The sequence below is a fragment of the Pseudomonas sp. NyZ201 genome, assembly GCF_049860765.1.
Taxonomy (GTDB): Bacteria; Pseudomonadota; Gammaproteobacteria; order Pseudomonadales; family Pseudomonadaceae; genus Aquipseudomonas; species Aquipseudomonas bharatica.
The window spans coordinates 3,672,901-3,687,175 of sequence record NZ_CP187557.1 but is presented as its reverse complement, the minus strand read 5'-3'; the positions used below and the strand labels follow the sequence as shown (position 1 = coordinate 3,687,175).

12 protein-coding genes are annotated in these 14,275 nt (G+C 66.0%); 11 read left to right on the top strand and 1 reads right to left on the bottom strand.

Going from position 1 to position 14,275, the window contains the following annotated elements:
- Positions 1 to 55 precede the first annotated feature (55 nt).
- The 3 genes from ACPFMA_RS16295 to ACPFMA_RS16285 all read left to right on the top strand — a co-directional run bounded on the left by ACPFMA_RS16295 (position 56) and on the right by ACPFMA_RS16285 (position 2,962).
- Positions 56 to 766 (top strand): AzlC family ABC transporter permease, encoded by a 711-nt coding sequence (locus ACPFMA_RS16295; protein ID WP_064304161.1) that lies wholly within the window; start codon positions 56 to 58, stop codon positions 764 to 766.
- Positions 763 to 1,071, top strand: a complete 309-nt coding sequence (locus ACPFMA_RS16290; protein ID WP_420059556.1) for an AzlD family protein — start codon at positions 763 to 765, stop codon at positions 1,069 to 1,071. The genes ACPFMA_RS16295 and ACPFMA_RS16290 overlap by 4 nt, the downstream gene beginning before the upstream one ends.
- A 205-nt stretch (positions 1,072 to 1,276) precedes the next feature.
- Positions 1,277 to 2,962, top strand: a complete 1,686-nt coding sequence (locus ACPFMA_RS16285) for an MFS transporter (RefSeq protein WP_420059557.1) — start codon at positions 1,277 to 1,279, stop codon at positions 2,960 to 2,962.
- Positions 2,963 to 3,029: 67 nt separating this feature from the next.
- On the opposite strand, the gene ACPFMA_RS16280 is transcribed toward ACPFMA_RS16285, so the two are convergent.
- Complete coding sequence (locus tag ACPFMA_RS16280; protein WP_425928227.1) at positions 3,030 to 4,601, bottom strand: ABC transporter substrate-binding protein; 1,572 nt, start codon at positions 4,599 to 4,601, stop codon at positions 3,030 to 3,032.
- A 338-nt stretch (positions 4,602 to 4,939) separates the two neighbouring features.
- On the opposite strand from ACPFMA_RS16280, the gene ACPFMA_RS16275 reads away from it, so the two are divergent.
- The 8 genes from ACPFMA_RS16275 (at position 4,940) to ACPFMA_RS16240 (ending at position 14,269) form a co-directional block, all read left to right on the top strand.
- Positions 4,940 to 6,667, top strand: a complete 1,728-nt coding sequence (locus ACPFMA_RS16275) for a sensor histidine kinase (protein ID WP_425928226.1) — start codon at positions 4,940 to 4,942, stop codon at positions 6,665 to 6,667.
- Positions 6,668 to 6,674: 7 nt separating this feature from the next.
- Positions 6,675 to 8,018 (top strand): sigma-54-dependent transcriptional regulator, encoded by a 1,344-nt coding sequence (locus tag ACPFMA_RS16270; RefSeq protein WP_425928225.1) that lies wholly within the window; start codon positions 6,675 to 6,677, stop codon positions 8,016 to 8,018.
- A 229-nt stretch (positions 8,019 to 8,247) separates the two neighbouring features.
- Positions 8,248 to 9,570 carry an ABC transporter substrate-binding protein gene (locus ACPFMA_RS16265; RefSeq protein ID WP_425928224.1) on the top strand — a complete coding sequence of 441 codons (1,323 nt, stop codon included), beginning with the start codon at positions 8,248 to 8,250 and terminating at the stop codon, positions 9,568 to 9,570.
- A 38-nt stretch (positions 9,571 to 9,608) separates the two neighbouring features.
- On the top strand, positions 9,609 to 10,931 hold the full coding sequence (locus tag ACPFMA_RS16260; protein WP_064304168.1) for an ABC transporter substrate-binding protein: 1,323 nt from the start codon (positions 9,609 to 9,611) through the stop codon (positions 10,929 to 10,931).
- A 71-nt stretch (positions 10,932 to 11,002) separates the two neighbouring features.
- Positions 11,003 to 11,899, top strand: a complete 897-nt coding sequence (locus tag ACPFMA_RS16255; RefSeq protein ID WP_425928223.1) for a branched-chain amino acid ABC transporter permease — start codon at positions 11,003 to 11,005, stop codon at positions 11,897 to 11,899.
- The gene (locus ACPFMA_RS16250) at positions 11,899 to 12,858 is read left to right on the top strand and encodes a branched-chain amino acid ABC transporter permease (protein ID WP_425928222.1); all 960 of its coding nucleotides are present in this window, start codon (positions 11,899 to 11,901) and stop codon (positions 12,856 to 12,858) included. Before ACPFMA_RS16255 ends, ACPFMA_RS16250 begins: the two co-directional genes overlap by 1 nt.
- Positions 12,855 to 13,625, top strand: coding sequence for an ABC transporter ATP-binding protein (locus tag ACPFMA_RS16245; RefSeq protein ID WP_420058022.1), 771 nt, complete (start codon positions 12,855 to 12,857; stop codon positions 13,623 to 13,625). Before ACPFMA_RS16250 ends, ACPFMA_RS16245 begins: the two co-directional genes overlap by 4 nt.
- The gene (locus ACPFMA_RS16240) at positions 13,622 to 14,269 is read left to right on the top strand and encodes an ABC transporter ATP-binding protein (protein WP_009407037.1); all 648 of its coding nucleotides are present in this window, start codon (positions 13,622 to 13,624) and stop codon (positions 14,267 to 14,269) included. The genes ACPFMA_RS16245 and ACPFMA_RS16240 overlap by 4 nt, the downstream gene beginning before the upstream one ends.
- Positions 14,270 to 14,275: the final 6 nt, after the last annotated feature.

The following is a 14,275-nucleotide window of genomic DNA, read 5'->3' as shown; positions in this document are numbered from 1 at the left end:
TGCCGGATAGTGGCCGGCGTCCGTACATGCACCATTGAAAAACAGGAGAGTGTTTGTGTTATCGGTAGCCAAAGGCTCCACGCAGCTGGGGTACAACGAGATCCGCGACGGCTTCCGGCTGTTGTTGCCGATCTCCCTGTTCGTGGTGGTGTTCGGCCTGGCATTCGGCCTCGCCGCTGCCCAGGTCGGCCTCGACCAAGGCACCATCCTGTGGATGAGCACCCTGGTCTTCGCCGGCGCCTCGCAGTTCGCCGCCCTTGACCTGTGGGGCGCCCAGGTGCCGCTGGTGCCGTTGGTCGTCACCGTGTTCGCCATCAACGCCCGCCACCTGCTGATGGGCGCGACCCTGTACCCCTGGCTGCGCGAGCTGCCGGTCGCGCGTCGCTACGGGATCATGCTGGTGGTTTCCGACGCCAACTGGGCCATGTCGATGCAGGCGCTGTCCGCCGGCAAGCCGGGGCTCGGCATCCTCTTTGGCGGCGGCCTGGCGTTGTGGTCGACCTGGATCCTCGGCACCTGGCTCGGCCTGTACTTCGGCAACCTAGTCGCCGACCCGGTGAGCTGGGGGCTGGACATGGTCATGGGCTGCTTCCTGCTGTCCATGGTGGTGGGCGGCAAGAAGGACCTGCGCATGTTGCTGATCTGGGGCGTGGCCGCCGGCTCGGCACTGCTCGCCTACCGCTACCTGCCGGAAAACAGCCACGTAGTGGTCGGCGCCCTGGCCGGCGGTATCGTCGGTGCGATCTGGATGGAGAAGCACAAGTGACTATCGAAACCACGGGCCATGGCCCGCTGATCCTGGTCCTGATCATGGCCGTCGTGACCCTGGCCACCCGCTGGGGCGGGGTCTTCGTGATGTCCTTCGTACCGATCAACTACCGCGTGCAGCAATTCATCGGCGCCATGTCCGGCTCGGTGCTGGTGGCGGTGCTGACACCCCTGGCGGTGAGCGGCGACAACGGTGCCCGGCTAGCCTTGGCGAGCACCGCCGTGGTCATGCTGCTGGTGAAGAAGCCACTGCCGGCGATTGCTGCGGGAATTGCCGCTGCCGCCGTATTCCGCCACCTTTGAACCGTCCGGCGCCCTTATGCGAAGGCGCTGGATTTCCGCCAGCGGCCTATTACGCTTAAACCTGCGTGCAACGCGAGGCCGTCCGCCTGTTCCCCCAGGCCCGGCGCAGTCCGTGATCCGATGTCATCAGCCTTTTGAATGGCCAGAGTGCGTATGGATTTATCAGCGGGATGCTCCGGCCTACAAGAACAATACGGAGAACGTTATGGCGGTCACTTACGGCACTTCAACGCCCACGCCGGGCAGTACGTCCGGCAAAGGCATCACCCAGGACGAGCGCAAGGTGATCTTCGCCTCGTCGCTGGGTACGGTCTTCGAATGGTACGACTTCTACCTGTACGGCTCCCTGGCGGCGATCATCGCCAAGCACTTCTTTGCCGGGGTCAATGAAACCACGGCGTTCATCTTCGCTTTGCTGGCCTTCGCCGCCGGCTTTGCGGTGCGCCCGTTCGGTGCCATCGTGTTCGGCCGCCTGGGCGACATGATCGGGCGCAAGCATACCTTCCTCATCACCATCATCATCATGGGCGTGTCCACCGCCATCGTCGGCCTGCTGCCCAGCTACGCCGCCATCGGGGTGGCTGCGCCGATCATCCTTATCACCCTGCGCCTGCTGCAAGGCCTGGCCCTGGGCGGCGAATACGGCGGCGCGGCGACCTACGTGGCGGAACATGCACCACCCGGCAAGCGCGGCTTCTTCACCTCGTGGATCCAGACCACCGCGACCCTCGGCCTGTTCCTCTCGTTGCTGGTGATCCTCGCCTGCCGCACTGCCCTGGGCACCGAAGCCTTCGAGGCGTGGGGCTGGCGGATTCCGTTCCTGCTGTCGATCCTGTTGCTGGCGGTATCGGTGTACATCCGCCTGCAACTGCATGAGTCGCCAGTGTTCAACCGGATGAAGGCCGAAGGCAAGGCGTCCAAGGCGCCGCTGACCGAATCCTTCGCCCGCTGGGACAACCTCAAGGTGGTGATCATGTCGCTGCTCGGCGGCACCGCCGGCCAGGCGGTGGTCTGGTACACCGGGCAGTTCTATGCGCTGTTCTTCCTGCTGCAGACCCTGAAAATCGACCCGCAGACGGCCAACCTGCTGATTGCAGGTTCCTTGCTGATCGGTACACCGTTCTTCGTGATCTTCGGCAGCCTGTCCGACCGTATCGGGCGCAAGAAAATCATCATGGCCGGGTGCATCCTGGCCGCGCTGACCTACTTCCCGATCTTCAAGGGCCTGACCGAGTTCGGCAACCCGGATATCTACACGGCACAGCAGCAGAATCCGGTGACGGTGATCGCGGATCCTGCGCAGTGCTCGTTCCAGTTCGACCCGGTGGGCAAGGCGCGCTTCACCAGTTCCTGTGACGTGGCCAAGAGCCTGCTGGCGAAACGGGCGATCCCCTATCAGAACGAGGTAGGCGAGCCGGGTGCGGTGGCGCAGATCCGCATCGGCAGCAAGATGATGCCGAGCTTCGAAGGCAGCAGCCTGCCGGGGGCAGAATTCAAGGCCGCCAACGACGGCTTCACCGCATCCCTGGGCGCTGCGCTGAAGGAAGCCGGTTACCCGGAAAAAGCCGACCCGGCCAAGACCAACTATCCGATGGTGCTGCTGCTCCTGACCATCCTGGTGATCTACGTGACCATGGTCTACGGCCCGATCGCCGCCTGGCTGGTGGAGCTGTTCCCGGCGCGGATCCGCTACACCTCGATGTCGTTGCCGTACCACATCGGCAACGGCTGGTTCGGCGGTTTCCTGCCGACGGTGGCCTTCGCCATGGTCGCGGCGACCGGTGACATTTACTACGGGCTCTGGTATCCGATCGTCATCGCGGTGATGACGGCGGTGCTGGGGATCTTCTTCATGCCCGAGACCAAGGATCGGGATATCAGTCATACCTGAAGCCTGTACTCGGACCCTGTGGGAGCGGGTTCATCGGAACGCCGAACCCGCTCCCACAGGGTACGCGTCATGCCTTGAGCCACAACTGATCAAACCGCCACGTCGGAAACAGCGTCCTCTCCGCCGCCGCCCCACCCACCCGCTGCGCGAACCCGTCCACCAGGTTCGCATAGCCCCACACCAGCATCCCGCCACGTTCGTACTGGATGCGCTGCGCTTCATGCACCAGTGGCTTGCGCTTCTCCACGTCCGGTTCGGCCAGAGCTTGCAGGAACAGCTCGGAAAACCTTGGATCGTCGAAGTGGGTCTTGTTTGCCACCGATACCGGGGCATCTGCATGCAGGGCGCAGGTGAGGAAGGGCGCGCCGATGCTGCCGCCGGTGCTGAAGGTCCATTCGGTGTGCTGCGGCCCGTTGAAGGTGGCGGCATCCACCTGGCGCACATTGATCCGCACCCCGGCCTTGCGCGCCTGTTCGGCATACACCAGCGCCGACGACAGCGCCACGCCGTCCTGGACGGTGACCAGGTCCAGCTCCAGGTTTTCCTGCCCGGCTTCGCGCAGCAGGGTCCGGGCCTTGTCCAGCTCCTGGCGACGTGGGGGAATGCTGTGGTCGAAGGTCGGGTCGTTGGGTGCATACAGGTCGTTGGCCGGCCGCCCCTGGCCATTGAGCACCCGCGCCACCAACTCCTCGCGGTTCGCCAGCAGGCGGAACGCCTGGCGTACCCGGGGGTCGTCGAACGGCGCTTTTCGGGTATTCATGTCGAAGCCCAGCCAGTTGCCGGTGACCGACGTCAGCACCTGCAACCGTGGATCCTGTTCGATCAGGCGCAGGTGCTCGGCGGCCAGGGCGTTGGCCATGTCCAGCTGGCCGGCCTTGAGCGCGGCCAGGCGCGAGGTCTGGTCCTTGAAGCCGATGATCTCCAGCTCGTCGGCGTAGGGCCGGCCGGACTTGAAGTAGTTCTCGAAGCGGGTGAACAGCGAGCGCTGGCCGGCGGAGAAACTCTTGAACTTGTACGGCCCGGCGCCCACCGGGTTGGTCACCGGGTGATAGTCCACCGGCACGATGCCGCCGAAATTCACCCAGGTTTCCGGAAGCGGAACGAAGCCGGCGCCGTCCTTGAAGCGCACGCGCAGGGTTCGCTCATCGAGCTTCTGCAGGTTGTCGCGGTCGATCCAGTGCAGCAGCGCGGCGTAGGGCGAGGCCAGTTGCGGGTCGGTGAGGCGGCGGATGGAGAACAGCAGGTCTTCGGAATCGATGGTCTTGCCGTGGTGGAACTCCAGGTCCTTGTGCAGGCGCAGGGTCCAGACCTTGCCGTCCGGGCTGACCTCGGCCTCTTCGGCCAGGGCCAGGCGCGGCAGCATGTTCTCGTCCCATTCCCACAGTTTGCTGTACAGGGCGAAGCCGCGAATGATCCCGCTGCCGACCGGCTTGTGGGCATCGAGGTTGCCGGCCTGGTTGCCGTCGAGGATGCCCAGGCGCAGGCGTCCGCCATAGCGCGGACCCTGGTCGGCCGCGTGGTTGCCGGGCTGGCTGTCGTCGCCGCAACCGGCCAGCAGGCTGCCGCCCAGGGCCAGGCCGCCGAGGGCGAGGCTGTTGCCGAGGAAGCGGCGGCGGGTGAAAGGAGGGTGGGACGTCATGGCGCGGACCTGTGATTGCTGTGTGGGGCAGGGCAGAGCAGGTTTCGCGCCAGATGGCTGGAGGGCCCGGGTTTGCTGGGGTTGGGACAGGTGGGTGGTGGTTCGGGAGCAGTGGGGTGCTGCTGGGGCAGCAGGGGTTCAGCAGGTCGGTCTGCATTGTTTTCACTGGCCTCATCGCGGGTGAACCCGCTCCCACAGGGTTTTGTGGGAGCGGGTTCACCCGCGATGAGGCCCGAAAGAGCGACAACAATCCCCATCCCCGACATTGCGCCAATGGACAACCCCATCCCCCGCTCCTTATCCTCCCCGCCACTACATGAACAACAATTACAAAGCCCATGGATGTCGAATTCCCCGCTGCTGCGCTGTGGCGCCGGTTTGCCCGGCCGCGGCGCAGCCTGGTCGCACGCTATACCCTGTTGTCCACGCTGGTGATGAGCGTGGCGCTGATCGCCCTGGCCGTGCTCTATGAACAACTGGCCAAGGACCTGCTCAACCGCCTGACCGGTGAGCGCCTCGATGCCCAGGCGCTGTCCACGGCCAACCGCGTGTCGTCCTTCCTCGATGAGCGCTTCTACCAGCTCTCGGCCCTGTCCAATCACCCCAACATGCCCGATTTCATCGCCGACCAAAGCCATTCCGTCGGCGATATCGACGCGCTGCTGAAGCTGGAAAGCGAGCTGCCGTTTCTCTACGGCGTGCTGTTCTTCAGCGACGACGAACGCCTGCTCAAGGTTTTGCCCGGCCCGGCGGCCTCGGGGGCGCCGTACTGGAGCAACGAGGACTGGTCCCTGGCCGGATTGCCCAGGCAGAAGGTCGGCGATATCGAGGTGATCGGCCCGGCCTTGCCCCAGGCCGGGCGCTCCGGCTGGCTGCTGATCCGCAAGACCATCCGCAACGGCCGCACCGATCACCGGGTCAGCATCGGTCTGCACCTGCGTCTGGCCTCGTTGACCGAACTGCTCACCAGCGCCGGCCTGAGCGGGGTGGTGACGCCCTTGCTGCGCGTGCCCGGCGGCGCCTTTATCGATGCCACCGGGCGCCAGGTCGCAGCCCCCGACGACCTGCGCGAAGGCCCGCTGATCCTGCCCGGCTGGCAGGTGGTGTTCAGCGTGCAGCCCGAAGCCATCCTCAAGCCGCTGGACGATGCCCGCTGGTGGTTGTACCTGGCCGCCGTCGGTTTCATCGCGTTCATCCTGGTGGTGTTCTTCACCCTGTCACGGCAGTTGCGGGCACGGGTGGGCACGCTGGTCGAGGGTGCCCACCAGCTGTCCATGGGCGACCTCGGCTACCGCCTGCCGGAACAGTCGAGCAATGACGAGATCGGCCGGGTGACCCGCGCCTTCAACGTCATGGCCGGGCGCCTGGCGGACGTGATGGAGCAGACCGTGCGCTCGGAAAACCTCGCCGTGCTCGGTACCTTTGCCACTGGCGTGGCCCATGAAGTGCGCAACCCCCTGGCGACCATGAAGACCACCGTGCAGGCCCTGCTGCGCCGGGAGCCGGAAAGCGAGCGGCGCCTGCTGTTGAGCGACCTGGGCCAGGAAATCGACCGGCTCTCCCACGTTACCAGCGACCTGCTGGAGTACGGCCGGCCCCATCCGGCCAACCCGGAAGTCGTGGAACTGCACAGCCTGTTCGAACGGGTGAAGCGCCAGATCGCCCCGCAAGCCGAGGCCCGCGCCATCCACTTCGAAGCCGGTTGCGCCGCCGGCATCCGCCTGTTCGTCGACCCGGACCAGGCCCGGCAGATCCTCCTGAACCTGTGCCTGAACGCACTGGAGGCCTGTGCTGCCGGCAAGCGCGTCAGCCTTGCCGGCTACCGCCACGGCGAGCGTGTACTGGTCAGCGTCAGCGACGATGGCTGTGGCATCCCCCTCGATGCGCTGAACCGCGTACGCCAGCCGTTCTTTACCCTGAAGCCCCGGGGCACCGGCCTTGGGCTGAGCATCTGCCAGCAACTGCTGCAAGCCAATGCATCGCGAATGGAGATCGCGAGTACCGCCGGCAAGGGCACCGTGGTGACCCTGGACTTTCCCGCGCCTTGCCCGACCGATTTGAAGTGAGCCTGTGATGTCCGACTTCCATGTACTGATCATCGACGACGAAGAAGCGCTGGTGCGCTCCCTCAGCTACGCCCTGCGCGCCGAGGGTTTCAACGTCGGCGCAGCCGGCAGCGGCGAGGAGGGGCTGGCGCTGCTGGCCGACAGCGCCAGGCGCTGCGATATCGTCCTGCTCGATCTGGGCCTGCCGGGCCTGGACGGCATTGCCACCCTCGATGGCCTGCGCAAGCTGCGCCCGACCCTGCCGGTGATCATGATCTCCGCCCATGGCGACACCCGCGCCGCCGTGCAGGCAGTGAAGGGCGGGGCCACGGACTATCTGACCAAACCCTTCGAACTGGACGACCTGCTGGCCACTATCCAGGCCACCCTGGCCGTGCCGGCGCCGAGCGACGCCGATGCGGCCCCGGGCAATCTGCTCGGCCAGAGCCCGGCCATGCGTGCCTTGCACGGGGCGGTGCAGCGGGTGGCACGCAGTTCGGCGACGCGGATCCTCCTGCTTGGCGAATCCGGCACCGGCAAGACCCTGGTCGCCCAGGCCCTGCACGACGCCAGCAACCGCGCCGGCCAGCCGTTCATCGAGGTCAACTGCGCGGCGCTGCCGGAGCAGTTGATCGAGGCCGAGCTGTTCGGTTCCGAGAAGGGCTCCTATACCGGCGCTCACCAGAAGCGTGTCGGCCTGGTGGCCCAGGCGAGCAACGGCACGCTGTTCCTCGACGAGATCGGCGAGCTGCCGCTGGCGTTGCAGGCCAAGCTTTTGCACTTCCTGGAGAACGGCAGCTACCGTGCGGTCGGCGCCAGCCAGGCCAGCAGCGCCGATGTGCGGGTGGTGGCGGCGACCAACCGCGACCTCGCCGATGACGTACGCCAGGGGCGTTTCCGCGAAGACCTGTTCTACCGCCTGAACGTGATCACCATCGATATTCCGGCCCTGCGCCAGCGTGGCGACGACATCCTTCTGCTGGCCCGGCACTTCGCCGAGCGCCAGGCGCGGGAAGAGCAGGGCGCGGCCATCGCCTTCCAGGCCGACGCCGAGGCGGCGCTGCTGCGGCATCGCTGGCCGGGCAATGTCCGTGAATTGAAGAACCTGATCGAGCGCCTGACCATCCTGATGCCCGGCCAGGCCATCGCCGCAGCGCAATTGCCGGAGCTGATGCAGGCCGCCGGGCCCGTGGACGCCAGCCGCTTGCCGATCGAGGATCAATTGCAGCGCGCCGAGCGCGAACTGGTGTTCGATGCCCTCAGCCGCAGCGCCGGGCACAAGGGCATGGCTGCCGAGATCCTCGGTATCTCCCGCCACGCCCTCAAGCGTCGCCTGCAACGCCTGGGCATCGAGCGCTTCGATGAGCGGTAACCGCTCAAGCGCTCGCCCGCGCTGAGCGGTTACCGCTCAACGTCTCCCGCCCAACACCGTGCCTTACCGCGCCACGGTGTTCCGAAATCGCCGTGAATCGCCGTGCAAAGCCTTGTTCCAGAGCGCTTGCACGGTTTCTTATGGTGCATCGCACAGAGGCTGGCACAGCCTTTGCGATAACCCTTTCGCTAACCACAAGAGGCGTCCACGAACGCCCCAAGGTACTGACATGCAATCGTCGTTTTCCCGACTGCCATCCGTTATCGCCCTGAGCAGCCTGCTGCTGGGCTTCGCCTGCACCGCCGACGCCGGTCGGGTCGAGCTGGGCGCGGCCGCCACCCAGGCGGACCTGACCCTTGGCTGCCTGTACCCGATGACCGAGCGCGCGGCGATCTATGGCCAGGACAGCATTGCCGGCATCCAGGTCGCCCTGAGCGAGTTGCAAGGCCTGCGCGAAGCCGGCGAGCAGGTGCCGCGGATGCGCGTGATCATCGACGACGACCAGTCCAAGGCCTCCTACGGCACCGGCCTGGCCCGCGCCTTCATTCGCAAGGACGGCGTGCAGGTGCTGTGCGGCATGGTCTCCTCGGGGGTAGCGATCGCCGTGAGCCAGTTGGCCCGGGAACAGAAGGTGCTGATGATCGGCACCGATCACGCCTCGTCGCGCATGAGCCTGGAAAACGGCCACCGCTATTACTTCCGGGTGACCAACGACACCTGGACCTCCATGGCCGCCGGCGCCCGCTACCTGAAGGACCTGCAGGCCAGGACCGGCTGGACACGCCTGGCCTTCATCGGCCCCGACTACGAATACGGCCACGTCTCGCGCGACGACCTGCATGAAGCGCTGCGCCAGCAGGGGGTGAAGTTCGACGACGTCACCGAGCTGTGGCCGCGCCTCTACGAGCCGGACTATTCCGCCTATATCGCCGCGCTTGAACAGGCCAAACCCGACATCATCGTCTCGGCCCTGTGGGGCGGCGATTTCCATGCCTTCGTCAAGCAGGCGGCCGGCACACGCCTGTTCGAGACCTCGCGCCTGGCCAACTTCGATACCGGTGGCAACTACGACTTCCTTGTCTCCCTTGGCGACAAGGCACCACCGGGCCTGATCCTGTCCGCCCGGCACCACAACAACTTCCCTGACACTGCGCGCAACCGTGCCTTCGTCGAGCGCTTCCACACCCTGACCGGACGCTTCCCGACCTACGCCGCGCAAGGCGCCTACACCGGGGTCATGGTCCTGGCCAGGGCCAGCCAGAAAGCCGGTGGTGCCACCGATACCGAATCCTTGATCCGCGCCCTCGAAGGGCTGGAAATCGCCTTGCCGGAAGATCCGCCCGGCTTTGCCTCGCGCATCGACCCGCTGACCCACCAGATCCAGCAGACCCAGGCGGTCGGTACGCCGGTGCCCAACCACGACTACCCGCCGGCCCGGCTGATGCTTGGCAATTGGCAGCTGTATTCCGCCGAGGAACTGCAACCCGATCCGGCCACGCGTGCCCGGCGTTTGGCCCAACAGATCCGTAACCCCGAGGGGCACGCCCCTTAGCCCGTTCCTTAACCCGTAAAGCCCGCAATGGAAACGCCATGAATAACTACAAGAAACGCCTCCAGCAACACTGCAAGACCCTGCCACTGGCCCTGGCCATCGCTGCCGCCGGCTTCAACGGCGCGGCCGTTGCCGCCGAGAACGGCAAGTTCCGCATCGGCGTGGTGACCTTCCTCTCCGGCCCGGCGGCCGGTCCGTTCGGCGAACCGTCGGCCAACGCTGCCAAGGTGCTGGTGGAGGGCCTGAACCAGGGCAAGCTGCCCGCACCCTACGACAAGCTCGGCATCAACGGCGCCGAAATCGAGATGGTGATCATCGACGAGGCCGGTGGTGCGGCCAAGCAGGTCGAGGAATTCCGCAACCTCGTACAGCGCCAGAAGGTCGATGCCGTGGTCGGCTACATCTCGTCCGGCGACTGCCTGGCGATCGCGCCAGTGGCCGAGGAGCTGGGCGCCATGACCGTGTTCTACGACTGCGGCACCTCCCAGCTGTTCACCGAGGACAAGACCCCGCAATACGTATTCCGCACCAGCCTCGACGCTGCCGTGGACAACATCGGTGCCGCCCGCTACCTGGCCAAGACCCGTCCGGATGCCGTGCGTATCGGCGGCATCCAGCAGAACTACGCCTGGGGCCAGGACAGCTGGAACGACTTCACCCTGTCCATGGCCCAGGTCATGCCCAAGAGCCAGGTGGTCGAGTCGCAGATGCCCAAGGTCTTCCAGGGCCAGTACGGCGCGGAAATCTCGGCGCTGTCGGTGAAGCGCCCGGACATCATCCACTCCAGCTTCTGGGGCGGCGACATGGAGGCCCTGGTGCTTCAGGCCAACTCCCGCGGCCTGCTGGAAGATGCCACCGCCGTGCTGACCTGCGGCGAGTCGGCCCTGGAGCGCTACAAGGATCAGGCCCCCAACGGCATGATCATCGGCGGCCGCGGCCCGTTCGGAGCCTTCGCGCCGGATAACGCCCTGAACAACTGGTTCACCCGCCAGTACCAGGCTGCCTACAAATCCTCGCCGACCTACCCGGCAAGCAAGATGGCCCAGGCCATCCTCGGCCTGAAGTTCGCCGCCGAGAACGCCGGTGCCCAAGCCGGCACGGTCCCGGCCCCGCTGGAAATGGCCAAGGCCATGAAGGGCGCCACCTTCGAATCGGTCTCGGGCACCGTGCAGATGGCCCGTGCCGGCGGCCACCAGGCCATGCAAGGCATCGCCTACGGCGAGTACCACTACGACGCCGCCAGCAAGAAGGGCAGTGTGCAGAACGTCATCGCCTTCTCTGGCGAATGCGTGACCCCGCCGGACGGCACCACCGCCCACGACTGGATCAAGGCCGGTTTCCCGGGCGCCCAGTGCAATTGATCGGCACTTCTTGACCTACCCGTGGCGGCCACTTCCCGGCCGCCACGCTTGCCAAAGGCAGGATCGAAATGATGAGTCTTTATGCGGTGCTGATCGACGGCGCCATCTATGCCTCGTGGCTGTTTCTGGTCGCGGCGGGGCTCACCGTTATCTACGGTGTCATGCGCATTCTCAACATGGCCCATGGCAGCTTCTACGCCATCGGTGCCTATGCCGCCGCCTCGCTGGTGGGCTGGTATTTCAACAACGGGATCGGCCCGGTCTGGGTCGGCTACCTGATGATGCTCGGTTGTGCGCTTGCCGCAGGCCTGGTCGTCGGCCTGCTGATCGAGCGCGGGCTGCTGCGCTTCATGTATGGCCGCGACGAAGTGCTGATGGTGATCATCACCTACGCACTGCTGCTGATCCTCGAAGACGCCATGAAGATGATCTGGGGCGTCAACCCGTACTTCGCCTACCAGCCCTACGCGGAAATGGGCCGCAGCGTGCTGGCCGGGCTCAAGGTGTCCAACTATGACCTGATGCTGGTCGGCGTTTCCCTGGTGCTGGGCCTGTCGCTATGGCTGTGGCTGGAGCGCACCCACCAGGGCAAGGTCCTGCGCGCGGTGATCCATGACTGCGAAGTGGCCCAGGCCATGGGCGTCAACGTGCGCCGGGTTTTCACCCTGGTGTTCATCCTCGGCACCGTGCTCGGCACCCTGGCTGGCGCTCTGACCGCTCCGGCGATCTCGGTGGCACCGGGCATCGGCGTGGAGATCATCGTGCTGGCCTTCGCCGTGGTGGTGATCGGCGGCATGGGCAGCATCGAGGGCGCCGCCCTGGGCGCCTTGCTGGTGGGCCTGAGCCGTGCGGCGGCGGTGCATTACGCGCCGCAATTCGAACTGTTCGTTATCTACGGCGTGATGGCGCTGGTCCTGGCGGTGCGTCCGCAGGGCCTGTTCGGCCGCGTGCTGGCGAGGAAAATCTGATGCGTCTCGATCGAACCGAAACGATTCTGCTGGGCGTGGCCGTACTGCTCGCCCTCGGCGGCCTGATCGCCCCGCAGTGGCTGGTGTTCCTGCTGACCATGGCCCTGGCCAAGTCCATGGTGGTGCAGGGCGTGGTGATGCAGATGCGCGCAGGCCTGGTGACCTTCGGCCAGGGCCTGTACTTCTGCATGGGCGGCTATGCCGTGGGTATGAGCGGGCATTTCCTGGCGATCAGCGACCTGCCGACCCTGCTGCTGATCGGCGTGGCCGCAGCGGTGGCGCTGGCGATGCTGCTGGGCCTGTTGATGACCCGCTACCGCGAGATCTTCTTCGCCATGCTGTCGCTGGCGTTTTCCATGATCCTCTACGGCATGCTGGTGAAAAGCCCGGCCCTGGGCAGCACCGACGGCTTCAACGTCAAGGCCTGGACCCTGTTCGGCTGGAGCCCGGCCGCGGGGCAGGCGCCCCTGGCGCTGTTCGTCATCATCGTCGCGGCCAGCGCCGTGCTCGCTGTACTTCTGCACCGCTACGGGCGCAGCAGCGCCGGGGCGATGTGCGAGGCGATTCGCGAGAACGAAGTGCGGGTCGAATACCTCGGCCAGTCACCGCGCTGGGTGCTGTACATGAACTACGTCGCCGCTGCCGGGGTATCGGCGCTGGGCGGTGGTTTCATGGCCCTGGCCGCCGGGCACATCGACCCGGAAATGGCCTACTGGATCACCTCCGGCGAGTTCGTCTTCATCGCCCTGCTCGGCGGCACGGCCCATGTGGCGGCGCCGATCATCGCCGCGATCCTGTTCGCCGTGGTGCGTACCTATGCCATCGAACTGGTGCCCCATAGCTGGCAGATGATCCTCGGCATCACCCTGCTGGCAATCATCGTGTTCCTGCCCAAGGGGCTGTGGAGCCTGTTCAGTGGCCAGGCCCGCCGGGCCAAAGCCGTGGAGGCCAAGGCATGAGCTGCATTCTGGAAACCCGTGGTCTGTACAAGGAGTTCGGCGCGGTCACCGCGGCGAAGGACGTCAACGTGCGCATCGCCAAGGGCGAGGTGGTGGGGGTGATCGGCTCCAACGGTGCCGGCAAGACCACCTTCATCAACATGGTCACCGGCTACCTCAAGCCGAGCCGTGGCGAAATCCTCTTCAACCAGCAATCGATCATCGGCCGCACGCCGCGGGCGATCACCCGCGCCGGCATGGCCCGTTCGTTCCAGGTGGCCCAGCTGTTCCCGGAACTGACGGTGCTGGACAACCTGCTGATCGCCCTGGCGGCTGCCGAATCGCCGTTCCCGTCGCTGTTGCGGCCGCTGCGCAGCGCCGCGCGGATTGCCCGCGCCGAGGCGATCCTTGGCGAGTTCAGCATCCTCGACTGGCGCGACAGCAAGGTCACCGCCGTGCCCCAGGGCGTGCGCAAGCTGATCGACATCGCCATGGCCCTGATCGGCGATCCGCAGATGCTCCTGCTGGACGAACCCACCAGCGGCGTCAGCGCCGAGGAGAAGACCCAACTGATGGACACGGTGATGCAGGTGGTGTCGCGCCACCAGGTCACGGTGCTGTTCGTCGAACACGATATGGACGTGGTGCGCCGCTACGTGTCGCGCATCCTCGCCTTCTACAGCGGTGAGGTGCTGGCCGACGGCCCGCCCGAGGAGGTCCTGGCCAATGCCCGGGTCCAGGAACTGGTCACCGGTGGCCACAAGGCGCACAAGGGAGCACACGCATGAGCCTGGAAATCCGCAACCTCAATGTCTCCATCGAGTCGGTGCCGATCCTGCACAACGTCTCGCTTAACGTCGGCGCCGGGCAGATGGTCGGCCTGATCGGCCATAACGGCGCTGGCAAGACCACCCTGATCCGCACCCTGATGGGCCTGCTCGAGGCCGATTCCGGCTCGATCCGCTTCAACGACAGCGACCTGCGCGCCCAGCCCGGCCACCAGCGCGCGGCGGCGGGGATTAGCTACCTGCCGGAAGACCGCCGGCTGATCCCGGCGCTGACCGTGGAGGAGAACATCCTCCTGCCGGTCTGGGCCAACAAGCTGCCCGGCAGTGCCGAGCGCCTGGAGTGGGTCTACAGCCTGATTCCGGAAATTGCCCAGTTCCGCGAGCGTCGCGCCATGCAACTGTCCGGCGGACAGCAGAAGCTGGTGGCCCTGGCCCGGGCGTTGATGCCCGGCCAGCGCCTGCTGATCCTCGATGAACCCTTCGAAGGCGTGGCCCCGGTGCTGTCCCGGCGCCTGAGCGAAGTGATCGCCAGGCTCGGCGACGAAGGCCTGTGCGTGCTGATCTCCGAATCCGATGACACCCATTCCGCTGACCTGGTCGATGCCGTCTACCGCATCGAGCGCGGCAGCGTACAAGCAGGATAAGAAGCC